The sequence below is a fragment of the Stenotrophomonas sp. EMP41 genome, from assembly GCF_047495535.1.
GTDB classification, from domain to species: Bacteria; Pseudomonadota; Gammaproteobacteria; order Xanthomonadales; family Xanthomonadaceae; genus Stenotrophomonas; species Stenotrophomonas sepilia.
The window spans coordinates 1,696,815-1,723,713 of record NZ_CP179923.1 but is presented as its reverse complement, the minus strand read 5'-3'; the positions used below and the strand labels follow the sequence as shown (position 1 = coordinate 1,723,713).

The 26,899-nt window shown below is 67.0% G+C and carries 27 protein-coding genes; 20 read left to right on the top strand and 7 right to left on the bottom strand.

Translation table 11 applies throughout. The annotated features are described in order from the left end of the window. Positions 1 to 108: 108 nt before the first annotated feature. Positions 109 to 2,394, bottom strand: coding sequence for an ATP-dependent Clp protease ATP-binding subunit ClpA (gene clpA, locus ACMGRF_RS07850; protein WP_049439660.1), 2,286 nt, complete (start codon positions 2,392 to 2,394; stop codon positions 109 to 111). Between the two features lie 138 nt (positions 2,395 to 2,532). Here clpA and ACMGRF_RS07845 point away from each other — a divergent pair, with 138 nt between their 5' ends. Then, the gene (locus tag ACMGRF_RS07845) at positions 2,533 to 3,345 is read left to right on the top strand and encodes an APH(6) family putative aminoglycoside O-phosphotransferase (RefSeq protein ID WP_414485786.1); all 813 of its coding nucleotides are present in this window, start codon (positions 2,533 to 2,535) and stop codon (positions 3,343 to 3,345) included. A gap of 100 nt (positions 3,346 to 3,445) precedes the next feature. Here the strand turns inward: ACMGRF_RS07845 and clpS are convergent, their stop codons facing one another. Then, on the bottom strand, positions 3,446 to 3,772 hold the full coding sequence (clpS, locus tag ACMGRF_RS07840; protein WP_005416477.1) for an ATP-dependent Clp protease adapter ClpS: 327 nt from the start codon (positions 3,770 to 3,772) through the stop codon (positions 3,446 to 3,448). Between the two features lie 112 nt (positions 3,773 to 3,884). Here clpS and ACMGRF_RS07835 point away from each other — a divergent pair, with 112 nt between their 5' ends. The 8 genes from ACMGRF_RS07835 (at position 3,885) to ACMGRF_RS07800 (ending at position 9,508) form a co-directional block, all read left to right on the top strand. Beyond that, the gene (locus tag ACMGRF_RS07835; RefSeq protein WP_005416476.1) at positions 3,885 to 4,358 is read left to right on the top strand and encodes a hypothetical protein; all 474 of its coding nucleotides are present in this window, start codon (positions 3,885 to 3,887) and stop codon (positions 4,356 to 4,358) included. A gap of 1 nt (position 4,359) precedes the next feature. Continuing rightward, a complete protein-coding gene (locus ACMGRF_RS07830; RefSeq protein WP_100478071.1) occupies positions 4,360 to 4,821 on the top strand; it encodes an NUDIX hydrolase in 462 nt (153 codons plus the stop codon). Then, entirely contained in the window at positions 4,818 to 5,960 is a 1,143-nt protein-coding gene (mnmA, locus tag ACMGRF_RS07825) for a tRNA 2-thiouridine(34) synthase MnmA (protein ID WP_100478070.1), read from the top strand. Before ACMGRF_RS07830 ends, mnmA begins: the two co-directional genes overlap by 4 nt. Beyond that, positions 5,957 to 6,571 carry a high frequency lysogenization protein HflD gene (hflD, locus tag ACMGRF_RS07820; RefSeq protein ID WP_049412377.1) on the top strand — a complete coding sequence of 205 codons (615 nt, stop codon included), beginning with the start codon at positions 5,957 to 5,959 and terminating at the stop codon, positions 6,569 to 6,571. Before mnmA ends, hflD begins: the two co-directional genes overlap by 4 nt. A 218-nt stretch (positions 6,572 to 6,789) precedes the next feature. After that, positions 6,790 to 7,980 (top strand): methyl-accepting chemotaxis protein, encoded by a 1,191-nt coding sequence (locus ACMGRF_RS07815; protein WP_414485785.1) that lies wholly within the window; start codon positions 6,790 to 6,792, stop codon positions 7,978 to 7,980. A 98-nt stretch (positions 7,981 to 8,078) separates the two neighbouring features. Continuing rightward, positions 8,079 to 8,294 carry a hypothetical protein gene (locus ACMGRF_RS07810; protein WP_180878828.1) on the top strand — a complete coding sequence of 72 codons (216 nt, stop codon included), beginning with the start codon at positions 8,079 to 8,081 and terminating at the stop codon, positions 8,292 to 8,294. A 134-nt stretch (positions 8,295 to 8,428) separates the two neighbouring features. After that, on the top strand, positions 8,429 to 8,893 hold the full coding sequence (locus ACMGRF_RS07805; protein ID WP_180878826.1) for a hypothetical protein: 465 nt from the start codon (positions 8,429 to 8,431) through the stop codon (positions 8,891 to 8,893). A gap of 108 nt (positions 8,894 to 9,001) precedes the next feature. Next, positions 9,002 to 9,508 (top strand): hypothetical protein, encoded by a 507-nt coding sequence (locus ACMGRF_RS07800; protein ID WP_180878824.1) that lies wholly within the window; start codon positions 9,002 to 9,004, stop codon positions 9,506 to 9,508. Positions 9,509 to 9,652: 144 nt separating this feature from the next. Here ACMGRF_RS07800 and ACMGRF_RS07795 read toward each other — a convergent pair whose 3' ends face one another. Then, positions 9,653 to 12,412 (bottom strand): EAL domain-containing protein, encoded by a 2,760-nt coding sequence (locus tag ACMGRF_RS07795; RefSeq protein ID WP_414485784.1) that lies wholly within the window; start codon positions 12,410 to 12,412, stop codon positions 9,653 to 9,655. Positions 12,413 to 12,542: 130 nt separating this feature from the next. On the opposite strand from ACMGRF_RS07795, the gene ACMGRF_RS07790 reads away from it, so the two are divergent. Both ACMGRF_RS07790 and ACMGRF_RS07785 read left to right on the top strand, forming a co-directional pair. Further along, positions 12,543 to 14,645: a PAS domain-containing sensor histidine kinase gene (locus tag ACMGRF_RS07790; RefSeq protein WP_262257951.1), complete on the top strand. Its 2,103-nt coding sequence runs from the start codon at positions 12,543 to 12,545 to the stop codon at positions 14,643 to 14,645. Positions 14,646 to 14,648: 3 nt separating this feature from the next. Beyond that, a complete protein-coding gene (locus ACMGRF_RS07785; RefSeq protein WP_099485390.1) occupies positions 14,649 to 16,421 on the top strand; it encodes an EAL domain-containing protein in 1,773 nt (590 codons plus the stop codon). A gap of 151 nt (positions 16,422 to 16,572) precedes the next feature. Here the strand turns inward: ACMGRF_RS07785 and ACMGRF_RS07780 are convergent, their stop codons facing one another. The 4 genes from ACMGRF_RS07780 to flgA form a co-directional block, all read right to left on the bottom strand. After that, a complete protein-coding gene (locus tag ACMGRF_RS07780; RefSeq protein WP_099485389.1) occupies positions 16,573 to 17,793 on the bottom strand; it encodes an ATP-binding protein in 1,221 nt (406 codons plus the stop codon). Between the two features lie 91 nt (positions 17,794 to 17,884). Further along, entirely contained in the window at positions 17,885 to 18,223 is a 339-nt protein-coding gene (locus tag ACMGRF_RS07775; RefSeq protein WP_014037132.1) for a FlgN family protein, read from the bottom strand. Further along, on the bottom strand, positions 18,220 to 18,525 hold the full coding sequence (gene flgM / locus ACMGRF_RS07770) for a flagellar biosynthesis anti-sigma factor FlgM (RefSeq protein ID WP_005409579.1): 306 nt from the start codon (positions 18,523 to 18,525) through the stop codon (positions 18,220 to 18,222). Before flgM ends, ACMGRF_RS07775 begins: the two co-directional genes overlap by 4 nt. A gap of 75 nt (positions 18,526 to 18,600) precedes the next feature. Continuing rightward, positions 18,601 to 19,257, bottom strand: a complete 657-nt coding sequence (gene flgA / locus ACMGRF_RS07765) for a flagellar basal body P-ring formation chaperone FlgA (RefSeq protein ID WP_049412400.1) — start codon at positions 19,255 to 19,257, stop codon at positions 18,601 to 18,603. Between the two features lie 263 nt (positions 19,258 to 19,520). On the opposite strand from flgA, the gene ACMGRF_RS07760 reads away from it, so the two are divergent. The 9 genes from ACMGRF_RS07760 to ACMGRF_RS07720 all read left to right on the top strand — a co-directional run bounded on the left by ACMGRF_RS07760 (position 19,521) and on the right by ACMGRF_RS07720 (position 26,898). After that, positions 19,521 to 20,465, top strand: a complete 945-nt coding sequence (locus ACMGRF_RS07760) for a chemotaxis protein (RefSeq protein ID WP_262257949.1) — start codon at positions 19,521 to 19,523, stop codon at positions 20,463 to 20,465. 138 nt (positions 20,466 to 20,603) lie between these two features. Further along, positions 20,604 to 20,999, top strand: a complete 396-nt coding sequence (gene flgB / locus ACMGRF_RS07755) for a flagellar basal body rod protein FlgB (RefSeq protein WP_005409576.1) — start codon at positions 20,604 to 20,606, stop codon at positions 20,997 to 20,999. Between the two features lie 3 nt (positions 21,000 to 21,002). Beyond that, positions 21,003 to 21,410, top strand: coding sequence for a flagellar basal body rod protein FlgC (gene flgC / locus ACMGRF_RS07750; RefSeq protein ID WP_005416461.1), 408 nt, complete (start codon positions 21,003 to 21,005; stop codon positions 21,408 to 21,410). A gap of 23 nt (positions 21,411 to 21,433) precedes the next feature. After that, the gene (locus ACMGRF_RS07745) at positions 21,434 to 22,117 is read left to right on the top strand and encodes a flagellar hook capping FlgD N-terminal domain-containing protein (protein ID WP_005416460.1); all 684 of its coding nucleotides are present in this window, start codon (positions 21,434 to 21,436) and stop codon (positions 22,115 to 22,117) included. A gap of 32 nt (positions 22,118 to 22,149) precedes the next feature. Continuing rightward, on the top strand, positions 22,150 to 23,373 hold the full coding sequence (flgE, locus tag ACMGRF_RS07740; RefSeq protein ID WP_005416459.1) for a flagellar hook protein FlgE: 1,224 nt from the start codon (positions 22,150 to 22,152) through the stop codon (positions 23,371 to 23,373). Between the two features lie 32 nt (positions 23,374 to 23,405). Continuing rightward, positions 23,406 to 24,155 carry a flagellar basal body rod protein FlgF gene (locus tag ACMGRF_RS07735; RefSeq protein WP_414485783.1) on the top strand — a complete coding sequence of 250 codons (750 nt, stop codon included), beginning with the start codon at positions 23,406 to 23,408 and terminating at the stop codon, positions 24,153 to 24,155. 103 nt (positions 24,156 to 24,258) lie between these two features. Beyond that, positions 24,259 to 25,044: a flagellar basal-body rod protein FlgG gene (gene flgG, locus ACMGRF_RS07730; protein WP_005416457.1), complete on the top strand. Its 786-nt coding sequence runs from the start codon at positions 24,259 to 24,261 to the stop codon at positions 25,042 to 25,044. Positions 25,045 to 25,066: 22 nt separating this feature from the next. Then, on the top strand, positions 25,067 to 25,759 hold the full coding sequence (gene flgH / locus ACMGRF_RS07725; RefSeq protein ID WP_005416456.1) for a flagellar basal body L-ring protein FlgH: 693 nt from the start codon (positions 25,067 to 25,069) through the stop codon (positions 25,757 to 25,759). A gap of 8 nt (positions 25,760 to 25,767) precedes the next feature. Next, entirely contained in the window at positions 25,768 to 26,898 is a 1,131-nt protein-coding gene (locus ACMGRF_RS07720; RefSeq protein WP_049439677.1) for a flagellar basal body P-ring protein FlgI, read from the top strand. Position 26,899 lies beyond the last annotated feature (1 nt).

Below are 26,899 nucleotides of genomic sequence, written 5' to 3'. Positions count from 1 at the left end.
TGCGTTCGCACCCCTCCAGCAAGGCCGCAGGCGACAGGCCCAGCACAACAAGGGCGGCCGAAGCCGCCCTTGTCATGTCAGGTCCGCCGAAACCGGACGGAGGTCAGCTCATTCCACCGTGACCGGCAGCAAGCGCTCCGGTTCGGCCTGGGTCTCGACCACCAGTTCGTCGTCGCGCACATCGATGCTCACCTTGCCGCCGTTGACCAGCTTGCCGAACAGCAGCTCGTCGGCCAGCGGACGCTTGATCCTGTCCTGGATCACGCGGGCCATCGGGCGCGCACCCATCAGCGGGTCGAAGCCGTGGTGGGCCAGCCAGTCGCGCGCGGTCGGCGTGGCCGACAGGCTGACATGCTTGTCCTGCAGCAGCATCTCCAGCTCGATCAGGAACTTGTCGACCACGCGCAGGATGTGCTCGAAGCCCAGCGCCTGGAACTGCACCACCGCATCGAGGCGGTTGCGGAATTCCGGGGTGAAGCTGCGACGGATGGTCTCCATCGCGTCGGTGGCATGGTCCTGCTTGGTGAAACCGATCGAACGCCGCGAGGCTTGCGCCGCGCCGGCATTGGTGGTCATCACCAGCACCACGTTCTTGAAGTTGGCCTCGCGACCGTTGGTATCGGTCAGCACGCCGCGGTCCATCACCTGCAACAGGATGTTGAAGATGTCCGGGTGCGCCTTCTCGATCTCGTCCAGCAGCAGCACGCAGTGCGGCGTCTTGACGATCTTCTCGGTCAGCAGGCCGCCCTGGTCGAAGCCCACATAGCCCGGAGGCGCACCGATCAGGCGGCTGATCGAATGCGGCTCCATGTACTCGGACATGTCGAAGCGGACCAGCTCGATGCCCAGCTGCAGCGCCAACTGCTTGGTCACCTCGGTCTTGCCGACACCGGTCGGGCCGGCGAACAGGAAGTTGCCTATCGGCTTCTCCGGGTTGCCCAGGCCCGAGCGGGCCAGCTTGATTGCCGAGGACAGCGTCTCGATGGCCGGATCCTGCCCGAAGATCACCATCTTCAGGTTGCGCTCCAGGTGCTGCAGCACATCCTTGTCGGTGGCACTGACCTGCTTGGTCGGGATGCGCGCCATCTTGGCCACGATCGCCTCCACTTCCTCGACGTCGATCAGCTCCTTGCGCTGCCCTTCCGGCAGCAGGCGCTGGCGGGCACCGGCCTCGTCGATCACGTCGATGGCCTTGTCCGGCAGCAGGCGGTCGCCGATGTGCTTCACCGACAGGTCCACCGCCGCCTGCAGCGCTTCATCCGAATAGGTCACGCTGTGGTGCAGCTCGTACTTGGACTTCAGGCCCTGCAGGATCTCGTAGGTCTCGCCCACTGTGGGCTCGACGATATCGATCTTCTGGAAGCGGCGGGCCAGCGCCCGGTCCTTCTCGAAGATGCCGCGGTATTCCTGGAAGGTGGTCGAGCCGATGCAGCGCAGCTCGCCGGAGGCCAGCGCCGGCTTGATCAGGTTGGACGCATCCATGGTGCCACCCGACGCCGAGCCGGCGCCGATGATGGTGTGGATCTCGTCGATGAACAGCACTGCGTTGGGCACCTTCTTCAGCGCGGTCAACACACCCTTCAGCCGCTTCTCGAAGTCGCCGCGGTACTTGGTGCCGGCCACCAGCGCGCCCAGGTCGAGCGAGTAGATCACCGCGTCGGCCAGCACGTCGGGTACCGAGCCCTCGACGATGCGGCGGGCCAGGCCCTCGGCGATGGCGGTCTTGCCCACGCCAGCCTCGCCCACGTACAGCGGGTTGTTCTTGCGGCGGCGGCACAGGACCTGGATGGTGCGCTCGATCTCATCGCCACGACCGACCAGCGGATCGATGCGGCCGGAGCGGGCCTGTTCGTTGAGGTTGCTGGCGAACTCGGTCAGGGCATCGCCCTTCGGCTCGCCCTCCCCGCCTTCCATGCGGCCCTCACCCTCGGAGGAAGAGGACGGCTGCTCGCCTTCCTCGCCCAGCTTGGCGATGCCGTGGGACAGGTAATTGACCACATCCAGCCGGGTGACATCCTGCTGGTTGAGGTAGTAGACGGCGTGGGAGTCCTTTTCGCCGAAGATGGCGACCAGCACGTTGGCGCCGGTGACCTCCTTCTTGCCCGAGGACTGCACGTGGTACACGGCCCGCTGCAGCACCCGCTGGAAGCCCAGGGTCGGCTGGGTGTCACGGCCGTCGTCTTCGGCCAGGCGGGACACCGAGGCCTCGATGGCCTGCTCCAGCTCCTGGCGCAGGCGTTCGGCGTCGGCACCACAGGCCTTCAGTACGGCCTGGGCGGACGGGTTGTCGAGCAGTGCCAACAGCAGGTGTTCGACCGTCATGAACTCATGCCGGGCCTCACGGGCGCGCTTGTAGCACTGGCCGATGGTGTGTTCGAGGTCTTTGCTGAACATGGATTACTCCGGCGGCAGATGGGGACAATATGCGGCCTGACTACGCGATTTCCATCACCCTAGCGGATTGCTGCGTTCAGATGGCGTTAGCAGTGCAGATCGCTTGATCTTCATTCACTCCAGGACAGCCCGCCCAGCATGAGCGAACCCTACCTGAGCCGCTGCCGATTGCGGCGTGATGGCCCGGCCATCGAAACACCCCACGCCCGGCTCTGGCCGGTGCTGACCGCCACCGGCGCGCCGGCGATGCTGAAGATCGCCGACGAAACCGAGGAGCAGAACAGCCATCGCCTGCTGCGCTGGTGGGACGGCGATGGCGCTGCCCGGCTGCTGGCCCACGAGGGGCCGGCGATCCTGATCGAGCGCGCCAGCGGTCAGTCGCTGCGGCAACGCTCGATCGATGGCGCCGATGACGCCTGCACCACGATCCTGTGCCAGGTCCTGCAGCGGCTGCACCGGCCACGGAGCGCGCCGCCAGCAGACCTGGTCTGCCTGCGTAGATGGTTCGCCGACCTGCTGCAGCCAAGGGCCGCGCTGCCGCCACTGCTGGAACAGTGCAGATCACTGGCAGAAGGGGTGTTGCAGGAAGAACAGGAGATCCGGCCGCTGCACGGCGACCTGCACCATGACAACGTGCTGGATTTTGGTGCGCGCGGCTGGCTGGCGATCGATCCGAAGCGGCTGCTGGGTGACCGCGCGTTCGACTACACGACGTTGTTCAGCAATCCGGACCTGTGCGGCCCCGGCATCCACGTGGCCACGCGGCCGGAGCGGTTTGCCGCGCGCGTAGAACAGGTGACCGCGCTGGCCGGCCTCGAGCGCACCCGCCTGCTGCGTTGGGTCGCTGCCAGCGCAGGGCTGTCGGCGGTGTGGTTCCGCGATGATGGCGACCCAGCGGATGTGGACGAATCGGTCGCGAGGATGGCGTTGCAGGCGCTGGCGGAAGCGTGATCCGGCTGTAGAGCCGAGCCTGCGCTCGGCTGCTCTGCCAGCGATCTGGATACCCGCGCGAACAGCAGCCGAGCATGGGCTCGGCTCTACAAAAGGCCGGTCAGGCCTTTTCCATCGTGCACAGCAGCGGGTGCTGGTTCATCCGCGAGTACTCGTTGACCTGGGCAACCTTGGTCTCGGCCACTTCGCGGGTGAAGACACCGCAGACGCCGCGGCCGCGGGTATGAACGTGCAGCATCACCTGGGTGGCCTTGTCCAGGTCCATGCTGAAGAACTGCTGCAGCACATCCACCACGAAATCCATCGGGGTGTAGTCGTCGTTGAGCAGCATCACCTGGTAGAACGGCGGCGGCGCCACTTCCGGGCGCGCGGGCTCCACGGCAACGCCGTGCTCGTGCTGGGAATCGGGGGAGGACTCATGGGGCATCCATCCATTATAAGGGCTAGGGCAGGCCTGCGTCGGCCCGCCGCAGATTGGACGGCACGCACGCCCGCCGTCACAATTGCACCCTCTCCCAACACTGTTTCACAGGATCTTCATGAAAAGGACCCTTCTTCCCGCCCTGCTGATCGCGCTGGCCGCTGCCGGCTCTGCCACTGCCGCAACCAGCGCCGACAAGTCCGTGGCCCGCCACCTGGACAAGCTGGGCTATACCTACGAGGTCGACGAGGATGGCGACTACCGCATGGTCTTCGACGTCGAGGGTGACCGCACCCAGATGGTCTACGTGCGCTCGGCGGTGGAGGATTTCGGCAGCCACAACATCCGCGAGATCTGGTCGCCGGCCTACAACGCCAAGACCAAGCAGTTCCCGGTGGCCGTGGCCAACCGGCTGCTGGAGGATTCGCAGGACGCCAAGATGGGGGGCTGGGTAAAGCAGGACACCACCGCCATGTTCGTGGTCAAGATCGACGCCGATGCCACCCCGGACCAGCTCAGCGACGCCATCGATGCGGCCATCCGCACCGCCGACGCGATGGAGCTGGAGCTGACCAAGAAGGACGAGTTCTGAGTTGAACGCCACGCCGGACCCGCGCTGGGCACCGCACGCCACCGTCGCCACGGTGGTGGTCGACGGCGGCCGCGTGCTGCTGGTCGAAGAGACCATTGAAGGCCGCCAGGTGCTGAACCAGCCGGCCGGCCACCTCGAGCCAGGCGAAAGCCTGGCCGAGGCAGCCCTGCGCGAGACCCGGGAGGAAACCGGCTGGACCGTGCAGCTGACCCATTTCATCGGCTGCTACCAGTGGACTGCCGGCGACGGCACCGCCTTCCTGCGCTTCTGCTACGCAGCGCGCCCGCTCTCGCACGACCCGGCCCAACCGCTGGATGCCGGCATCGACCGCGCGTTGTGGCTGACCCCTGCCGAGCTGCAGGCCGCCGGCGAGCGCCAGCGCAGCCCGCTGGTCTGGCAGGTGGTGGCGGATTACCTGGGTGGCCAGCGCCATCCGCTTTCGCTGGTCCGGGAGGTCACATGAGCACGCCGCGCGTGATGGTGGGCGTCTCTGGTGGTGTCGACTCTTCGGTCGCCGCGTGGCGCCTGGTCCAGCAGGGCGAGGCCGTGGCCGGCCTGTTCATGCAGAATTGGGCCGACGACGGCAGCGGTGACTGCCGCGCCGAGGATGACCGCCGCGATGCGGTCGCCGTATGCGGCCTGCTCGGTATCCCGTTCCACTTCCGGGACTTTTCCAGCGAGTACTGGCAGGGCGTGTTCGAGCACTTCCTGGCCGAATACGCCGCTGGCCGCACGCCGAACCCGGACGTGCTGTGCAACCGCGAGGTGAAGTTCAAGCATTTCCTGGATGCCGCCCGCGAGCTGGGCGCCGAGCGCATCGCCACCGGCCACTACGCGCGGGTGACCCAGCGTGGCCACCAGTGGCTGCTGCTGCGCGGCGCCGACCGCTCCAAGGACCAGAGCTACTTCCTGCACCAGCTGGGCCAGGAGCAACTGGGGGCCACCCTGTTCCCGATCGGCGACCTCGAGAAGACCGACCTGCGACGGATTGCGCGCGACGTCGGACTGCCGACCCACGCCAAGAAGGACTCCACCGGCATCTGCTTCATCGGCGAGCGCGACTTCCGCGAGTTCCTCGGCCGCTACCTGCCGGCCAGGCCCGGCCAGATCCTCGACCCGACCGACGGCAGCGTGATCGCCGAACATCCGGGCGTGTTCTATTTCACCCTGGGCCAGCGCGAGGGCCTGAACATCGGCGGCGTACGCGGCCGCCCGGCCGCCCCGTGGTACGTGGTCGGCAAGGATGTGGCCAGCAACGTGCTGTACGTCGACCAGGACCGCGACAGCCCATGGATGCTGTCCGAGCGCCTGCGATCGGAGGCGGCGCATTGGATCGCGGGCTCGCCACCCGCGCGACGCTTCGAATGCAGCGCCCAGACCCGCTACCGCCAGCCCGATGAGCCGTGTACGGTCGACGTGCTGGACGATGGCAGCGTGCTGGTCACCTTCGCGCGCCCGCAGCGTGCCGTTACCCCCGGTCAATCGCTGGTGCTGTATGACGGCGATGTGTGCCTGGGTGGCGCGGTGATCGCCGCCACCGATGCGCCGCTGGAACAGCGCCTGCGCACCACCCCCTCCCCTTTTGAGGTAATCGCTGCATGAGTTTCACTGTCGACGACCGCGTCCTGGCCTTGGCCGGCATTGCCCAGGCCCTGCAGCAGGTACGCCGCATCGCCGATACCGGCCATTCCGACGCCGCCGCCGTGCGCACCGCCGTGGACAGCGTGTTCCGCGTCGATGCGTCCTCGCCGCAGGCGGTGTTCGGTGACCGCCATGCACTGAAGGCCGGGCTGCGCCTGTTGCACAACTACTTCCGCAACCAGGGCCAGGATCCGATCCTGCCGAAGCTGGCGCTGTCGGTGCTGCAGCTGGAGCGCCGCTTTGTTCAGGATGGCGCCACCGTGAACAAGGTTGCTTCGGGCATCGAGCGTGCCCAGCGCCAGGCCACCGAACTGGGCGACAGCGGCCACCCGGATGTGCTGGCCAGCCTGGGCAGCCTGTATGCGGACACCATCAGCCACCTCAAGCCGCGGGTGATGGTGCAGGGCAACCCGCACTACCTGGGCCAGGCCGGCGTGGTGGCCGAGATCCGTGCCCTGCTGTTGGCCGCGGTGCGCTCGGCAGTGCTGTGGCGCCAGCTGGGCGGCAGCTACTGGGACTTCCTGTTCGGGCGAAAGGCGATGATCGAGGCCGTGGACCGCCTGCTGGCCTGAGGGTGTGGGGTCAGAGCCCTTTTCCATGGAAAAGGGATCCGACCCCGTTGCTGCCTGCCCAAGGGGTCGGATCCTTTCCGGCACGGAAAGGGCTCTGACCCCGAGGCCGCCAGGGCGCCGGAAAACCGGCGCATTCAGAATGCACTTCGAGGCACATCGACGTTAAAGAGAAAGGGGGTACGGCCGATACATCCTCCGTGCACCTCCCGAGAACGTCCATGTACTCACGCATTTTCATCCGTCTGGCCGCCCCCCTGGCTCTGACCCTGCTGCTCCCCTTCGCCATCGGTTTCGAATGGCCGACCGCCCTGCGCTGGGCGATCCTGACCACGATGACGCTGAGCTGGCTCGGCTTCGCGTGGTGGACCACCCGCGCCCAGGCGCATCGTTCCCCGGAACATGCCCGTGTCCTGCGTGAGCAGGACCAGCTGCTGACCGAACTGCGCAACTTCGTCGGCAACGAAATCGACGGTTCGCGTGGTGAAGTGGAACGCGCCCGCGACCTGATCCGCCAGGCGGTCTCCAGCCTCGGTGGCAGCTTCGATGCGATGAACCGCAAGTCGCGCCAGCAGAGCCAGGCGCTGTCGCGCATCGTCGACCGCGCCGGCGATGAAGGCAATGCCGGCCTCGACGTTGCCCGTTTCGCCCAGCACGCCAGCCACCGCATGGAACAGCTGGTGGAAGCGCTGGAACAGGTGAGCGGCCAGAGCAGCACCACCGTGCAGCACATCGACCAGATGGCGCAGCACCTGGATGGCATCTTCGCGCTGCTGGAAGACGTCAAGTCGATCGCCGACCAGACCAACCTGCTGGCGCTGAATGCCGCCATCGAAGCGGCGCGTGCCGGTGAAGCCGGTCGTGGCTTCGCCGTGGTCGCCGACGAGGTCCGCAACCTGTCCGAGCGCTCGACCACCTTCAACGAGCAGATCCGCAAGCTGGCGCACAGCTCCAAGGACGCCATTGCCAAGGTGCGCGAGACGGTCTCGCACATGGCCTCGCGTGACATGGACCGCTCCCGCGAAGCGCGCCAGGAAGCGGCGGCAATGCTCGACAACGTCGCGCAGATCAATGCCTCGCTGGGCGACGGCATGCGCGAAGTGTCCGAGTGCGCCCGTGCGATCGATGGCAGCGTGGCCGAAGCCGTGCGCGCCCTGCAGTTCGAAGACATCGCCACCCAGGCCTTGGGCGGCGTGCACACCCATCTGGACCGCCTGACCGCCATCAACCGCGAAGCGGTGGCCCTGCAGGAGCTGCTGCACCGCAATGGCGGCGTGTTCGACGAAGAGATCGCCAGCGCCCTGCAGCGCACCGGCAATCGCCTGCGCGAGCTGCGCAGCGAATGGGAACGCCCGCCGCACAAGCCCGTCGCCCAGCAGAGCATGGGCGCCGGCACCGTCGAGCTGTTCTGATCCTGATGTCCGCTGCCCTCGCCGGCAGCCCGCAAGGCCCCGGCTCGTCCGGGGCCTTTGCCTGTGACCCACCGCTGGATGCATCCTGTACGCGCACCATGACCCTGATCCGCGCCCTGCCCTCCCTCCTCCACACCGAGCGCCCGCGCAACGCGAGCGTGCGTGAGCAGCTGCAACAGCTGGAAGAGGTCGCCCGCGAGGAAATCCGCGAGCTGCAGCAGCTGGCCGATGCGCGCCCTGCCCCGACGCCGGCGGACGAGGCGCTGCTGGGACTGGCGTGGGACCTGGGGTTGGATGGCGAAGCCCTGAAGTAGATCCACGCCCTGCGTGGATGGCCGCCGCGATATCTGCACCTCTGCTTTGCCTGTCGCCTTTTAGGATTTGTTGCATAGCCTGAGGAAGGGGACGAGGACACACTGCCCACTCCCCCTGTCTCTCTGGCCTCCGCATGACGTTCAATCTGGAAGAAGCCCGCGAGGCTTTTGAGCAATTCCTTATGCTGATGGACGGCCAGATAGAATGGCTGGTCGCGCAGGCTCAAACGCATGGCATTGAACTGGATGGCAGCCCCGAAAGCCTCGACAGGCTGGAACGCCTCCATGACTTGATGGCAGCCACGCTATCTGAGGACGAGCGGGACTCTCTGAGGGTCGTGTTCGCCCGATATCTAGGGGAGACCGTCAGGCTGGCACACGGTGGGAAGTGGGCCCTGCCACTTGATGACCATAAGGACATCCACTTCAACAGGCCCGTCATCATTGGGCACTCACGCTACCCCCTGTGTGAGTTCAGTCCCATCCATGCGATTCGCGCCTACTCGCTTCGCCGCCGCCCGGGGCTGATCAGAAACATCGTAGCCAGCAGCGTTGATCCGCGGATCCTGGACCTAAGCGATCTCGCCGAAGAAGATTGACCCAAGTCGATCCCGAGAAGCGCATGACCTGCTGCACGGACTCGCCCCCCGCGGGGCCGGCCACGGCTGCCCATGGCATGATTGCCCGGTCCCGTCCATGGAAGACCGATGGCCCTCGCCCTGATCGCAGTACTCCTGATCGAAACGGTCCTTCTGATGGCCTGGGTGGCCGGCTATTTCAGCTGGGGCATCACCCTGTTCAACGAACGCATTGCGGCGTCACCGGCCATGCAGGCCCGCCTCTCGCTGGGCAGCCTGGAACGTGACCTGCCGCAGGACAAGTGGCTGCGACTGGCCTTCCATGCGCTGCCCGATGGCAGCATGGCGTTCCGCGAGAGCTTCGCGCCGAGCTTCGGCCTGCGCTACTTCCCGGTGATGCGTGGACGCATCGTGCTCAACGCACGGCGGCACGAGGTGCGGGTGATCGGCCTGTGCAGCTGGTTCGTGGCGATCCTGTCGGTGCTGCTGTTGCCACTGGTGGCGATGCGCCCGATGGTGGCGCCGATGCTGCTGATACTGCCGCTGTTCCTGGCCAGCTATCTGGTCCAGAAGCGCCGCTATGCGGCCATCGTCGAGGCGCTGCGCACGCAGTTGAAGGCGGAGTTTCCCAGGTAGATCCACGCCACGCGTGGAGGGTCGCATGCAGGCATTGGTGCCGATCAAGGTCGGCACCCATCAGGGCGGGGTTACGCCGAGCGCAAGCATTCGTGCCGACCAAGGTCGGCACCTACCAGAGCACGTGCCTGCCAGCGCAGACTGTCAGCGCACCAGCACCGCTTCGCTGCTGGCGTCGGTGCGCATCGGCAACGGGCGCTGCTGGCGCAGCCACTGCGCCAGGTCGCGCGGGCTGAGCGGGCGCGAGTACAGGTAACCCTGGATCTCGTCGCAGCCCTGGCGGCGCAGCATGTCTTCTTCCTGGTGCGTTTCCACGCCCTCCGCCACGACCTTCATGCCCAGCGCATGGCCCAGGTGCACGATGGCCTGGGTCACTTCGGCCGTGCCGGAGTCGTGCAGCATGCCCTGCACGAAACTGCGGTCGATCTTCAGGCGCCCCACCGGGAAGCGGTTGAGGTAGTTGAGGTTGGAGAAGCCGGTACCGAAGTCGTCCACCGCCAGCGGCACGCCGTGCCGTTCGAGCACGTCGAAACAGTGGCGCAGGATGTCGGTGTCACGGATCAGCGCCGATTCGGTCAGCTCCAGCTCCAGCCGCTGCGGCGGCCAGCCGTGGGCATGGCAGATGTCGATCACGCGCTCGGCGAAGCCACGATCACGCAGCTGCACCGCCGACACGTTGACCGCGATGCGGTCGAAATGCAGTCCAGCCCGGTCCCAGGCGGTTGCCTGGCGGCAGGCTTCGTTCAGTACCCAGTCGCCGATGCGCACGATCTCGCCGCATTTCTCGGCGATGGGAATGAACTCGGCCGGGCTGCAATAGCCGATGCCGGGTCGATGCCAGCGCAGCAGTGCTTCGATGGCCGGCGGCTCGCCCTGGTGGGCATGCAGCAGCGGCTGATAGGCCAGGCTGAACTCCTCGCGCTCGATCGCACCGTGCAGCGCGTGCTCAAGCTCCAGCCTGCGCTGGATCCGGGCCAGGGCATCCTGGCTGTAGTACTGGTAGGTGTTGCGTCCGGCTTCCTTGGCCGCGTACATGGCGGCGTCGGCAGCGCGCAGCAGTGAATCGAAGTCGGTCTGCGCATCGCCCAGCATCGCGATGCCGACGCTGGCGCCGACCTTCAGCGTGGTCTCGCCACGGCGCAGCGGCTCAGCCAGCGAGGCGATCAGCTTGCGCGCCACGTGGCCGGCGTCTTCCGGCTCGGCCAGGTCGCGCAGCACCACAATGAACTCGTCGCCACTGAAGCGGCCGAACAGATCGTTGTTGCGCAGGTTCTGGTGCAGGCGGGTGGCGGCAGCCTTCAGCAGCGCATCACCAGTGGCGTGGCCGAAGCTGTCGTTGATGGTCTTGAAGCCGTCCAGGTCGATGAACAGCATCGCCAGCGAGGTACCGCGATCGCGTGCTTCCTCGATGGCCTCGGCGGTCTGCTCGCCGAGCAGCACGCGATTGGGCAGGCCGGTCAGCAGATCGTAGTGGGCCAGCAGTTCAATGCGCTCGTTGGCCTCGCGCTCGCGGGTGATGTCACGGAACAGCACCACGAAGCGCGGCGGCAGTCCGTCACGGCGATCCAGCTCGATCAGCACCTGCACCCAGACACGCAGGCCGGACTGGCGGTAGAAGCACAGGTCCAGCTGCTCGGGCAGGCCGCCGTTGGCGATGCGGGCCAGCGCTGCCTCGAACGCATCGCGCGAGTCTTCGGTGTACAGCGCCATCGCCTGGTCGAGGGTGATCGGTTCCTTGCGCAGGCCGTGGATGCGATAGCACTCCTCGGTCCATTGCATGCTCCGTGTCTGCACCTCGATCTCGCAGCCACCGATGCGGCCCAGCGCGGAAACCCGGTTCAGCAGTTCGGTGCGCCAACGAATCAATGCGTCGGTCTGATGCTGTTCGGTGATGTTCTGCACCTGGCCGAGCAGGCGCTTGGGCTGCCCGTCCAAGTCCAGCAGCGGCTGCATCCACAGCCGCAGGTGCTGTGATGGCTCATGGCCGCGGGTCAGCTCCAGCTCGAGATTGGCGGCACGACCATCGCGCCACAGCCGCCGCCATGCCGCACGCAGCGCGCCACGCGAGCGCGGGTGCAGCTGCTTCAGCCAGCGCCGCTGGCCGGGCACGGCGCCGTGCTCCAGTGCCAGCAGCGAGCGCAGTTCCGGCGACCACCAGAAGTGCCCGCTGTTGGGGTCGAACGACCAGCTGCCCATGCTGGCGATGCGTTGGGCTTCGCTCAGGTGCAGCTGCTGCTCCTGCAGCAGCGATTCGAGCTGCTTCTGCTGTTCGATATCGGTATGCGTGCCGACCATGCGCAGCGGCTGGCCATCGGCGGTGCGCGCGACCACGCGGCCGCGATCCAGCACCCAACGCCACTGGCCATCGGCCTGGCGGAAGCGGAACTGTGCACTGTACTGCTCGCTGCGCCCGCGCAGGTGCTCGTCGAGCGCGGCGCGCACCTGGTCGATGTCCTCGCCGTGGACGCGCGACAGCATTTCAGTCGCCGTCTCGTCGACCAGCGCCGGCGTGCGCGCCACCCGGTCACTGGGGATGTCCCAGTCCCACAGGCTATGGCCGGCGCTGTCCAGTGCCAGTTCCCAGCGCCCGCCCCCGTCGACCGGCACCGGCTCGGGAATGCTCAGGGTGAACGCCAGCAGGTTGCCCGCACCGTCATGCACGGCGCGCAGGTGACCGTCGTAGTGGCCGCGCGGGCCGCCCGGCAGCGTGCAGGGCACGATGCCGCCATCGGCGGCCATCAGGCGCAGATCTTCCAGCATCGGCGCATAGGCCGCCACGGTGGCCGGCAGGCCATGCTCGCGCGCGGCCGGATTGGCCGCCAGCGGGCGCCCGGTACGGTCGACGATGACCAGCGCCGACGCAAGCGGGTGCTGCAGCAGGCTGGCGATGATCCCTTGGTCCACGCGATCTTGCTCCGGATGACACGCCCGTCAGCGGGGCACGCAGTGGTTAACGGCGCCTGCGGCGGATAATTGAGTGGTGACGGCACGCTGCGGGGTAAGATGACCGGCGCCCCTTTCACCCGCCCCGTCCATGCCCGCAGAACCGACCGGCAACGCCCCAGTTCCCGACCCACGGATGGCGCAGGCGCTGAGCCGTGACCGGCGGCGGGTGGTGTTGAGCTACCTGGTGATGGCGCTGGCCTGGATGATCTCCACCGACAGCGTGGTACAGGCGCTGGTGCCCGATCCGCAGCAGGCGGCCCTGTGGCAGGGCCTGAAGGGCTCGTTCTTCGCCCTGGCCAGCGCGGGCCTGCTGTACCTGCTGCTGCGCCCATTGGCCGAGCACGTGCTGCATACCCACGCCCGCCAGCAGGCCTCTGAGCTGCGCCTGCGGCAGATGTTCGAGGGCAACCCCGGCCCGATCCTCGTCTATGACCTGGACACATTGGCGATCCTCGATGCCAACCCGGCCGCCTGCACCGCTTTCGGCTGGGAGCGCGATGAGCTGCTGGAACAGACCATCGACGCCTTGTGGCCACCCGGCCAGGGCCAGGCGCTGCAGACCAAGCTGGAGGCGATCCGCGAGGCGCCCGAAGAGCTGTGCATCCTGCGCGCACAGCTGCAGCTGCGCGATGGCGCGCTGCGGCAGATGGAACTGCGCTCCAACGCGATCAGCTACGACGGTCACAACGCGCGCCTGCTGATCGCCATCGATCGCACTGCCGAGGACCTGGCCCAGCTGCGTCGTGACCAGGCGCTGGCACGGGTGGAAGAGGCCCACGAACTGGCCCGCATCGGTGCCTGGGAGCTGGACCCGTCCACCGGGCTGGGCCGCTATTCCAACCAGGTCTATCGCCTGCTCGGCCGCCGCCCGCCCGAAGCCCGCCGCTGGCACCGCTTCGACGAGCTGCTGGTGCCGGCCGACCCGGCCACCGCCACCCAGACCGAGCAGCTGCTGGCCGAGCTGTGTTCCGGCGAGCCGGTGCAGGTGGACGTGCTGCTGCCGCTGCTGTCGATGGACGGGCGCGCGCTGATGGTGCACCTGCGCGCCGCCAGTGGTCTTGATGAAGCTGGCCGCAACCGCGTGCTGGGCACGCTGCAGGACGTGACCGAACGCGAGCAGTCGCGGCGCCTGCTGCGCGAGCGCGAGGAGCAGTTCCGCGAGCTGGTGCGGGTACTGCCCGACGGCGTGGTGATCCTCTCCGACGAACATGTGCTGTACGCCAACGCCTGGGCCGCCGGCCTGTTCGGCTACGGCAGCCATACCCTGCTGGGCGAGCCCTTGTCGGCGCTGGTCGCTGCCGCAGACCTGCCGCGGGTGCGCGGCCAGCTGCGTGCCGGCCAGCCACACCTGGGACCGGGCCACAGCAGCGTGGTGGCCATGCAGCGCGGCGACGGCCGCAGCTTCCATGCCGGCCTGGCGGTGGGCGACGTGCGCTACGGTGGCCGCGACTGCAAGCTGCTGATCGTGCGCGACCTCAGTGATTCCGAACGCATCCGCAGCGCGCTGGAAACCAGCAACCGCGAACTGCAGGCGATGGCCGGGCGGCTGTTCTCGCTGCAGGAGGACGAGCGTCGTGCGATTTCGCGCGACCTGCACGATGACATCGGCCAGGCCATCACCGCGATCAAGCTGTCGGCGCACGCCGCGCTGGAAGAGGACGATCCGCAGCGGCGTGGGCAGGATCTGGCGCAGATCGTCAGCCTGGCCGACACCACCGTGGCCAAACTGCGCGACATCTCTACCCTGCTGCGCCCCCCGCAGCTGGATGCACTGGGCCTGGAGGCAGCCCTCAGCTGGCAGGCGCGGGTTCTGTTCCGCTCCTCGCCGGTGGAGCTGCTGGCCGAGATCGAGTCGTTGCCCCATCGCCCCGACAACAGTATCGAGCAGGCCTGCTTCCGCATCGCGCAGGAAAGCCTGACCAATGCGCTGCGCCATGCGCGCGCCAGCCAGGTCCTGCTGCAGCTGCGCGACGTCGGCCAGCGCGGCCTGCACCTGCAGATCCGCGATGACGGCGAGGGCTTCGATCCGGACGGCCCGCGCGGCCTGGGCCTGATCGTGATGCGCGAGCGCGCACAGAGCGTCGGTGGCCACGTGCGGATTGAATCCGCGCATGGCGAAGGCACCCTGGTCGATGTCCACCTCCCCTACCAGGCGGCCAGCAGGGCTGCCGTCGATTCACCGGAATACTGAGCCATGTGGAATCCCAACCTGCCCCCGGTCAGCATTGATGACGCTCCCGACCGCCTTGGCGCCGGCAACCCCGAGCTGCAGGCAATGGTTGCCGAGGCAGCCTCAGGCGGCATCGCGCTGATGCTGATGCACGTGGACATCGACCATTTCGCATCGGTCAACGAAAACATGAGTGCCGAAGTGGGCGACCAGGCGCTGGTGCTGGTGGCACAGCGCCTTCAGTCTTACCTGCGCGGGCGCGGCAAGCTGTGGCGGCATGGCAGCGACGAGTTCCTGATCGCGGTGCCGCGCACCGCCGATCTGCCGTTGCCGGAGGATTTCGCCGAGGAGATCCGCCAGCAGATGGAGCTGCCGCTGTCGGTGCTGCCGTACACGTTGTTCATGACCGGCAAGCTGGGCGTGAGCCTGTGCCCGGAACATGCCAGCAGCACCTCGCGCCTGCTCGACCATGCCGAGGATGCGCTGTACCAGGCCGCCCGCGAAGGCGGCAATGCCGTGCGCATCCATGCGGTGGACACCCCGCCGAGTGCGCACAGCGAGAGCATCATCGCGCGCCAGATCGTCGATGCCATTCCCAATGGCGAGCTGAAGCTGCGCTACCAGCCGCTGGTAAGCGCGCGCGACGGCCACGTGGTGGGCATGGAAGCGCTGCTGCGCTGGCAGTCGCCGACCCTGGGCATGCTGGTGCCGGAGCGCTTCATGCGCACCGCCGAACGCTTGGGCATCATCGTGCAGATCGGCACCTGGGTGCTGGAAGGCGCCTTGAAGCAGGCGCGGCTGTGGCGCGACCAGGGCTTCGATGACTTCACCATCGCAGTGAACGTGTCCACCCTGCAGCTGCTGCGGCCGAACTTCTTCGCCGAAGTGATGTCACTGCTGCAGGCGGCGGGCGTACCGGCGCACATGCTGACGCTGGAAATCAACGAGAGTGCGCTGACCAACAACGTCAATTTCGTCCACGAAACACTGGCCAACCTGCGCAACGAAGGCATCAGCCTGAGCCTGGACAACTTCGGTACCGGCGACTCCAGCCTCAGCGCGCTGGTGCGCTACCCGGTGGACAAGCTGAAGATCGACCGCAGTTTCATCAAGAGCGCGCCGGCCGGCAATCGTGAAGCGGCCATCGCGCGCGCGATCATCGCCATGGGCCACCAGCTGGGCATGACCGTGATCGCCAACGGCGTGGAATCGCAGGCCCAGCTGGGCTTCCTGCGCCGCAACGACTGCGACGTGTTCCAGGGCTACCTGTTCGGCGAACCGATGTCGGCCGATGCCGCCGGCATGACCCTGCGCCGCCGCTACCTGCGTCCGGAAGCCTTCGCCGAGACGCGCCCGGACCGGACGCTGCTGCTGCTGGATGACGAGGAGAACGTGCTGCGCTCGCTGGTGCGCCTGTTCCGCCGCGACGGCTACCGCATCCTTGCTGCCGGCAACGTGCGTGATGCGTTCGACCTGCTGGCGATCAATGACGTGCAGGTGATCCTGTCTGACCAGCGCATGAGCGACATGAGCGGCACCGAGTTCCTGGGCCGGGTGAAGATGCTGTACCCGGATACGATCCGCCTGGTGCTGTCGGGCTATACCGATCTGAACACGGTGACCGATGCGATCAACCGCGGCGCGATCTACCGCTTCCTGACCAAGCCGTGGAACGACGACGAGCTGCGCAAGCACATCCACCAGGCGTTCCGCACGTACGAGGAACAGCGCCGCAGCAATGCCGGCCCGGCGCCGGTGGAAACCGGGGATGGTGGCGAGGATCGGCCGTTGCGATGACAATTCCGCCGGGTAGAGCCGGCCGCTGGCCGGCTGCTCCGGGTGTCCGGTTCAACGAGGTTGCCGGCCAGCGGCCGGCACTACCGATTGACCCCGGTAGAGCCGGCCGCTGGCCGGCTGCTCTGGGTGTCCGGTTCCAATCCGGAAGCGGTCAGCGCGGCTGCTTGACCGGCAGCACCACGCGGAAGCGCGAGCCCACGCCGGGTGTGCTGTCCAGGTCGATGCGGCCGTGGTGCTTGTTGATGATGCTGTAGGAGATCGACAGGCCCAGGCCGGTGCCACTGCCCACCGGCTTGGTGGTGAAGAACGGATCGAAGATGCGCTGGCGCAGTTCCGGCGAGATGCCACCGCCGGTGTCTTCGAACTCAACCCAGACGTGATCGCCATCAACGCCGGTACGCACCGTGATCGTGCCGCGCTCGGCGATGGCATGGCCGGCGTTGAGCAGCAGGTTCATGTAGACCTGGTTCAACTCCGATGGCAGGCACTCCACCAGGGGCAACTGGCCGAACTCGCGCACCAGGGTGACCTTGTACTTGAGTTCGTTCCAGATGATGTTGATGGTCGATTCCAGGCCCGCGTGCAGGTCGACCAGCTTCCACGACTCGTCGCGGCCGGAATACGAGAAATCCTTCAGGTCGCGCACGATGCGGGTGACCCGCTCGATGCCTTCGCGCGATTCCGCCATCAGCTGCGGCAGGTCGCGGCTGATGAAATCGATATCCAGGCGGTCACGGATATCATCGATTTCCGGGATCAGCGCTTTCGGGTCCGGCGCGCGCAGGGCGCGCTCGTAGGCTTCGATCACGGTGAACAGGCTGCGCAGGTATTCCTGCAGGCTGCCCAGGTTGGAGTGCACGTAACCGATCGGGTTGTTGATCTCGTGCGCGACGCCGGCGGCCAGCTGGCCGATCGACGCCATCTTCTCCGACTGGAGCAGCTTTTCCTGGGTGCCATTGAGGCGCAGGTAGGCCTGGCGCAATTCGGCATGGCGCTGCTGCAGTTCGCGTTCGTAGTCTTCCTGCCCTTCGATGTGGCGGAACAGGGCGAGGAAATGCCCTTGGCCGACCAGACCATGGTGGTACAGATGGGCGATGACCACGCCCTCGCCCAGCGGCAGGCTGCCATTCCAGTGACCATGCTGGCGAGCCTGTTCCAGCGCATCGGGCGGCAGCAGTTCGCGCAGGCGCTGCGGCGGCGGCAACCCGCCGTCCTCGCCACTGGCCAGCAGGTTCTGTGCGGCCGGATTGGCCAGGGCCACCTGCCCGTCATCGGTGAACAGCAGCAGGCCTTCGCGCAGGCGCTCAAGCAGGGCCTGCAGCACCGGCTGTGGCGGAAGGGGGGCGGTAACCAGGGCGTTGGCAGCGGACACGGCGACTCGGGACGTTCGAACAGGCGCCCAATATACGCGGTCATGCAGCGGGCTTCAGCCCGCCGGGAGGGGTTATGCGACCGCCGTCGCCTCAGGCGACGGCGAGGGGCCGGCCGATGCTGACCGTGTGCGACTGGCCCTTGGCATCGTAGGCCGAGGCGTCTTCGGTGCGGCCGAGCTGGCGCAGCGCCCAGTTCACCTCGCGGCGGCGGCGCGACAGCAGCACGCCATTGGCCCGGTTGCGCTCGGCCAGTTCCTGCAGCTGTTCGCCCTCGCCCACCGGCGGCGCGCCTTCGAGCGCACGCAACGCTTCCAGCTTGGCGCCGGTAGCCCGGATCAGCGCGTGCACGTCGTGCTCGACCAAGGCCTGGCGTTCAACGTCCAGGGCCTGGGCGAGACGCTGCAGCGGCTCGCTCATCGCCGCAGTCATCCGTGCAGCTGCTGGTCCAGATCGAGCATGCGCGATGCAATCGCGTCCGGATTGATCTTGTAGGTGCCGTTCTGCAGCGACTCGCGCACGGCGGCCACGCGCTGGGCGTCGATCGCCGGGGCGGTGGTCAGCTCGCGCTCGATCGCCTGCAGGTTGGTGGCCTCGCCGGTCAGGCGCAGGCTGTCGGCCGCCTCGACCGGGCGCGCCGCCGCATCGGTGCTGACACCGGGCTTGTTGGCCGGGGTCGTCACGCTGCGCAGTGCCTGGGGGACCTGCAGGTTGCCGTCGATTTTCTGGCTCATGGGGTGTCCTGGAGTTGCCGTTCACAAGGGATAACGGCCACAGGGCCGTGATCTTTAGGGATATTTTGCGGTAATTCAACGCGCCACGATTACGTCACCTGCGGCATCGACCGTGCCTTGCACGATCCGCCGCGAGGACAGGTTCTCGACCGAGACCCGTTCGTTCTCACCGGCATCACCCATCGCACGGCCGGCAATGCGGACCTCGACCGAGCCGCGACGCGACACCAGGGCCACATTGTCTCCTCGCTTGATGAGACGCTGCACCACCAGATCGTTGCTCGACAGCAGGGCCCCGGCCTGCAACGGACGACGGGCGATGCGGCCGATCGCCGCATTGGGATCGGCCAGCACCGCGCCGGCGATCCGGGCGGCATCACGCTGGGCAGTGGTGATATCGGCGGCGGTGAGGGTTTCTCCAGTGCCGATTCCACGGTTGAGCACCAGTACGGTCTGGTTGCGGCGCACCTTCACCGGCACGAACAGGCGCCAGCCGCCCGCATCTGGACAGCTGACTTCCACCGTGGTGTTGGCGGTGGGCTGCACCTGCAACGCCCCTCCGCACTTCGGCAGGCGCAGCGCATCGGCCACCTGGGCTTCGCCCTCGCTGCCCGCCGGCAGCGTCGACAAGGCCGCCGCGCGGATGCTCGCCACCGGCTGCCAGTCGGCGGCAGCCGCCCACGGCGAGGCCAGGGCCAGCGCGATGGCGAATAGAGATGTGACCCGGCGCATGGCGCCTCCTTCAATCGGCAAGACCTGGCCCAGGTGCGTGCAAGGGGTGTGCCAGAGCGCCGGGGCCCGTTGATCGGATCCGGAATGGGGATGCGACCGGATGGGTAGAGTCGACTGCCAGTCTACTTTCGCGCGAAGCGCGGGGTTTCCCGTGATCGGATCGAAGAGCAGTCGACTGACAGTCGACTCTACAAACGCAGTGTGGAGGGCACAGGTGGCAGAGCGCCCTCAAGTTTGGCGCCCAACACGCCGATACAGCAGCCATGTCCCATGACCTGCTCAACCGGATCGACCAGCGGACCCGTCTGGCCGGCCACAACCGCCTGGCGCTGCTGCTGTTCCGTCTCGGCGGACGTCAGCTTTTTGGCGTCAATGTCTTCAAGGTGCAGGAAGTCCTGCGGCGCCCGGAGCTGTTCCAGGTACCCGGCCTGCCCAGCCAGTTCGCCGGCGTGGCCGACGTGCGCGGCCGCTCGGTGCCGGTGCTGGACCTGGGCCTGGCGATCGGCCACCCCGAACGTGAGCCCGATGCCGATACCTCGCCGGGTTACCTGGTCGTCACCGAATTCAACCGCTCGATCCAGGGGTTCCTGGTCAGCGGCGTCGAACGCATCGTCAACATCGCGGTGGAAGACATCCACCCGCCGCCGGAGCTTGGCGCCGAGTCGAGCTACCTGACCGCGGTAACCCGCTTCCAGGGTGAGCTGATCCAGGTGATCGACGTTGAAAGCGTGCTGGCCGATATCGCCCAGGTCCGCGGTGACGCCGTACTCGATCCGGCGATGGCAATGCCCGCCGATGGCCCCCAGCTGCAGGTGCTGGTGGTGGACGACTCGCGCGTGGCCCGCCAGCAGATCCGCAGCGTGCTGGATCAGCTGGGCGTGGGTGCCACCCTGCTTTCCGACGGCAGGCAGGCTCTCGACCACCTGTTGCAGATCCACGCCTCGGGCGAAAACCCGGCCGAACGCTATGCCATGGTCATCTCCGACATCGAGATGCCGGCCATGGATGGGTACACGCTGACGACGGAAATCCGGCGCCACCCGGGCCTGGCCGGCCTCTACGTGCTGCTGCACACCTCGCTGTCGGGCGTCTTCAACAACGCCATGGTCGAGCGCGTCGGCGCCAACGCGTTCGTCGCCAAGTACTCGCCGCACGAGCTGGCCGATTTCGTGCTGGACCGCCTGCGCAAGGTGGCGATGGCGGCCTGACGGCCACTGATCCGGTAGTGCCGGCCGCTGGCCGGCAACCGCAGATCCATCGGGGAGCCGGCCAGCGGCCGGCACTACCCTCTCGAATTTGGCACACCCCTTGCAGCTTCCCGGGCAACGTTCCCGTGGGAGTGCACCGTGCGCAACCTGATTACCGACTACCTGGGCGTCCACGCCCAGGCCATGCCGTTGCGCGAACAGCGGATGAAGCTGATCGCCAGCAACCTCGGCAATGCCGACACCCCCGGCTACAAGGCCCAGGACCTGGACTTCGATGCCGCCCTGCGCCATGCCCAGGGGCAGGATGCCAACGGCCTGATGGCCACCACCCATGAGCAGCACTACGAAATCAGTAGTGGCCTGAACCCGTTCCAGATCGCGCGCGAGGGCGTGCAGCCCAGCCTGGACGGCAACACCGTCGATCCCGATGCCGAGCGTGCCGCCTATGGCCGTGCCGCGCTCGAGTACCGCGCCTCGCTCAGCTTCGTCGAGAGCAAGGTGCGTTCCATGCTGACCGCGATCACGGGGCAATAAGCCATGAGCAACCTGCCGATCTTCGATATCGCCGGCTCCGCGCTGCAGGCGCAGTCGGTGCGCATGAGCACCATCGCCTCCAATCTCTCCAACGCCGACACCGTGGCCGGGTCTGCCGACGCCGTGTACAAGCCGCTGGAGCCGATCTTCCAGGCCGTCACCAGCAAGAACGATCCCAACATCACCTCGGTGAAGGTGAAGGAGATCACCCAGAGCGAGGCGGCGCCGATCAAGCGCTACGAGCCGGGCCACCCGCTGGCAGACGCCGATGGCTACATCTACCAGCCCGACGTCGATCCGGTGGCGCAGATGGTCAACCTGATCTCGACCTCGCGCAATTACCAGGCCGGCGTGGAGATGTTGACCACCGCCAAGGAACTGGCCCTGGCCACCTTGACCATGGGCCGCTGAGGCCCGCAGCACCGGATACCGCCATGACCACCGCCGTCAACAACCAGACCAGCCAGGACGTCTATTCCGCGCTGGGCCTGAACGCCCCCAACAGCAACGCCACGAAAAAGAAGAACACGCTCGATCAGGCCGACTTCCTGCGCCTGATGACCGAGCAGCTGCAGCACCAGGATCCGCTGAAGCCGATGGACAACACGCAGATGGTCGCGCAGATGGCGCAGATGTCCACCGTGCAGGGCATCACCGATCTGAACAAGACGGTGAAGGGCTTCCAGGAGTCGATGGCCAGCGACCAGGTGCTGCGTGGCGCGGCGCTGGTCGGCCACCAGGTGCTGGTGCCGTCGGAAAAGCTGGTGCTGGAGAAGGAAGGCAGCGTCGAGGGCACGGTGGCCGCGCCGTCGGCCGGCATCATCACCGTGGATATCACCGATGCCACCGGCGCCAAGGTCACCTCGCTGAGCGTGGAAGCCAAGGCGGCAGGCGAAACCGCCTTCCAGTGGGACGGCAAGGACGCCAACGGCAAGCGCATGGAACCGGGCAAGTATTCCATCGTTGCCAACCATGTCGATACCGCCGGCAAAAGCACCAAGCTGTCCACCTATGTGCAGGCGCCGGTGGAAAGCGTGACCGTCGGGTCCGACGGCCTGTACCTGAACCTGAAGGGCCTGGGCACGGCCCCGATCGACTACGTGCTCCGCGTCAGCTGAGCCGCACATCCCGCATCAACCAGGAGCATCCCATGGGCTTCAATGTCTCGCTGTCCGGCATCAATGCCGCCAACACCGACCTGAGCGTCACCGCCAACAACGTCGCCAACGTCAACACCACCGGCTTCAAGCAGTCGCGCGCCGAGTTCGCCGATCTGTTCGCCTCCACCAGCTATGGCCTGTCGAAGAACCAGACCGGCTCGGGCGTGCGCGTCTCCAACGTCGCCCAGCAGTTCATCCAGGGCCACAACGAGCAGACCGGGCGCAGCCTGGACATGGCCATTTCCGGTGAGGGCTTCTTCACCATGAACATGAACGGTTCGCGCGTGTACTCGCGTGCCGGCAACTTCCAGACCGATTCGGCCGGCTACGTGGTCAATCCGCAGGGCGCGCGCCTGCAGGTGTTCGCGCCGAATGCCGATGGCACCAACTTCGATGCCGGCCGCCTGGTCGACCTGCAGCTGTTGACCACCGACAGCCCGCCGAAGCAGACCAGCGAAGTGAAGGTGGGCTTCACCCTGCCGGCCAACGCCAAGCAGCCCACTGTGGCCACGTTCGACCCGACCGACTCCAACAGCTACAACCACTCCAGCGGCGGCATCACCGTGTACGACTCGCTGGGCGTGAGCCATATCCAGGTCTCGTACTTCGTGAAGGGCGCCAACCCCAACGAATGGACCGTGCACAACTATGTCGATGGCCAGCCCGCTGGCACCCCGACCGCGGTCACCTTCGACAACAGCGGCAAGCTGACCGCCCCGGCCAACGGCAAGGTTGGCCTCGGCACCTTCACCCCGACCACGGGCGCTGGCCAGCTGAACATGACGCTGGACATCAGCGGTTCGACCCAGTACGGCGAGAAGTTCGCGCTGCGCAACACCCAGCAGGACGGCTACGCGGCCGGCAAGCTCAACGAAATCACTGTGTCCGAGTCGGGCGTGGTGTATGCGCGCTACTCCAACGGCGACGACAAGCCGCTGGGCCAGGTCGCGCTGACCACATTCAACAACACCCAGGGACTGGAATCGAAGGGCAACAACCTGTGGGTGGAGACCTTCGAGTCGGGCACGCCGCGCACCGGCATGCCGGACACCTCCAACCTCGGCAAGATCCAGGCCGGTTCGCTGGAAGCGTCCACCGTCGACCTCACCGAGCAGCTGGTCAACATGATCACCGCGCAGCGCAACTTCCAGGCCAACGCGCAGATGATCACCACGCAGGACCAGATCACCCAGACCGTCATCAATATCCGTTGATGAGCTGCTGACCCTGTCACGGAACTCCCCGCATGGATAAAGCCCTTTACGTGGCGCTGACCGGTGCCCGCGCCTCCCTGCAGGCGCAGGGAACGCTCAGCCACAACCTCGCCAACTCGGACACTCCTGGCTTCAAGGAAGCGCTGGCCAACACCGAAGCCTTCCCGATCAAGGGTCCGGGCTTTGCCTCGCGGGTGGATGCGCTGCACGTCGACGCCGGCTTCAACCGCCGGCCCGGCGCGCAGCACATCACCGGCAAACCGCTGGACCTTGCACTGCAGAGCGGCACCTGGCTGGCGGTGCAGGCGAGCGATGGCAGCGAAGCGTATACGCGTGGCGCAGCCCTGTCGGTGACGCCGAACGGCCAGCTGGTGACCTCTGGCGGGCGCACGGTGCTGGATGACAACAACAACCCGATCGCCATTCCGCCCTACCAGGCGATGGAGATCGGCGCCGACGGCACGATCTCGATCATCCCGCAGGGCGAAGGCCCGCAGACGATGGCGCAGATCGGCCGGATCAAGGTGGTGCAGGCGCCGGACGAGCGCCTCGAGCGCGGGCTGGATGGCCTGTTCCGCAACACCGACCCGCGCCAGCCGTTCGCACCGGCACAGGGCACTGCCGTGCACAGCGGGCAACTGGAGGGCAGCAACGTCGATGCTGCCGGTGCGCTGGTGCAGATGATCCAGCTGCAGCGCCAGTACGAAATGCAGGTGCAGGTGATCAAGCACGGCGACGACAACGCGCGCAGCGCCAACAGCCTGCTCCGCCTGGGCAGCTGACGGATTTCCGGCGCCGCCCGGGCGCGGCGCTGGCACACCGCTTGCACACCCGCTACCAAGGGCCGCATTGCGCGGCCGGCTTCACCCAGACAGGACTCCGAAGATGAACCAGGCATTGTGGATCGCGAAAACCGGACTGGATGCGCAGCAGATGCGCATGTCGGTGGTTTCCAACAACCTCGCCAACACCAACACCACCGGCTTCAAGCAGGACCGCGCCAGCTTCGAGGACCTGCTGTACCAGCAGGTGCGGCAGCCGGGCGGCTCTTCGTCGGCGCAGACGCAGCTGCCGACCGGCCTGCAGCTGGGTACCGGCGTGCGCGTGGTCGCCACCGCCAAGAACTTCGAGCAGGGTGGCCAGCAGCAGACCGGCCGCGCATTGGACGTGATGGTCAACGGCCGCGGCTTCTTCGAAGTGCAGATGCCCGATGGCAGCTCGGCCTACACCCGTGATGGCTCGTTCAAGATCAACCAGGACAGCGAACTGGTCACCAACAGCGGCTACCCGGTGCAGCCGGGCATCCAGATTCCCGAGGGCGCGCAGTCGGTCACCATCGGCAGCGACGGCACCATCAGCGTAAAGATGGCCGACAACGCCGCGTCGGTGGAAGTCGGTGCGCTGACCCTGACCGACTTCGTCAATCCGGCCGGCCTGCAGGCGCGCGGCGAGAACCTGTTCCTGGAAACCACGGCCTCGGGCCCGGCCCAGAACGGCAATCCCGGCCTGAACGGTCTCGGCACCGTGGTGCAGGGTGCGCTGGAAGGCAGCAACGTCAATGTGGTGGAAGAGCTGGTGTCGATGATCGAAACCCAGCGCGCCTACGAAATGAATGCCAAGGCGATCTCCACCACCGACTCGATGCTCGGCTATCTCAACAACAAGATCTGACCGGCCCAACCGGGAAACCGCCATGTCGCCCATTTCCAACCTCGCCCGTACTGCCCTCGCCTGCACCGTGGTCGCCCTGCTCGGTGGCTGCGTGATCGCGGGCGACGTGCGCCCCTATCCGGCGATGGCACCGATCCAGCCGATCATGCCGCCGCAGGCCGCGCCCACCGCCGGTGCGATCTACGCCGCTGGCCCGACCCTGCAGCTGTATTCGGACCGCCGCGCGCGCGATGTCGGCGACCTGCTGACGATCACCCTGCTGGAAAACACCACCGCGCAGACCAGCGCCAACACGGCCACCAACAAGGAATCCAACCTGAGCCTGGGCACGCCGTCCATCCTCGGTGCGCCGGTCACCCTGGGCGGCAAGGACATCCTCAGTGCCACCGCCAAGGGCGCGCGTGACTTCACCGGCAAGGGCAACAGCGCGCAGAGCAACCGCCTGCAGGGCAGCGTCACGGTCACGGTGATCCAGCGCCTGCCCAACGGCAACCTGGTGGTACAGGGGCAGAAGAACCTGCGGCTGAACCAGGGCGATGAACTGGTGCAGGTGCAGGGCATCGTGCGCCCGGGCGACATCAGCCAGGACAACACCATTCCTTCCAGCCGCGTGGCTGAGGCCCGCATCGTCTACGGCGGCCGCGGCCCGGTCGCGCAGTCCAACGCAATGGGCTGGCTGAGCCGCTTCTTCAATTCCGGCCTGACGCCGTTCTGAGTATGGCCATGAACTTCTCCTTCTCTACTTCCTGGCAGCGACGCGTGGCGTTGATCGCGTCGCTGATGCTGCTGATCGTGGCCGCCCCGGCCAGCGCCGAGCGCATCAAGGACCTCGCCCAGGTCGGCGGCGTGCGCGGCAATGCGCTGGTGGGCTATGGCCTGGTGGTCGGCCTGGATGGCAGCGGCGACCGTACCAGCCAGGCGCCCTTTACCGTGCAGAGCCTGAAGAACCTGCTTGGCGAGCTGGGCGTGAACGTGCCGCCGAACGTCAACCCGCAGCTGAAGAACGTGGCCGCCGTGGCGATCCACGCCGAACTGCCGCCGTTCGCCAAGCCAGGCCAGCCGATCGACATCACGGTGTCTTCGATCGGCAACGCGGTGTCGCTGCGCGGCGGCTCGCTGCTGATGGCCCCGCTGCGCGGCGCCGATGGCCAGATCTATGCCATCGCCCAGGGCAATCTGATCGTGGGTGGCTTTGGCGCGCAGGGCAAGGACGGTTCCCGTGTCTCGGTGAACGTGCCCAGCGTCGGCCGTATTCCCAACGGCGCCACCGTGGAGCGTGCCCTGCCCGATCCGCTGGCCAACGGCGGCGACATCACCCTGAACCTGCACAACAATGATTTCACCACGGTCTCGCGCATGGTCGCCGCGCTCAACAACGCGTTCGGCGAAGGTGCGGCACGCGCGATCGATGGCGTGACCGTCGCCGTCACCGCACCGACCGATCCGGGCGCACGCATCGGCCTGCTGGCGCGCATCGAGAACCTGGAACTGACCCCGGGCAGCGCCCCGGCCAAGGTGGTGGTCAATTCGCGCACCGGCACCGTGGTCATCGGCCAGCAGGTGCGGGTCGGCCCTGCGGCGATTTCGCATGGTTCGCTGACGGTGACGATCCAGGAGAACACCAACGTCAGCCAGCCCAATGCGCTGTCGGGCGGCCGTACCGTGGCCAGCCCTCAATCCACCATCACCGCCACCAACGACGGCAGCCGCATGTTCAAGTTCAGCGGCGGCACCACCCTGGACGAGATCGTGCATGCGGTGAACGCCGTGGGTGCGGCACCGGGCGACCTGATCGCGATCCTGGAAGCCCTGAAGCAGGCCGGCGCACTGAGTGCCGAGCTCGAGGTGATCTGAC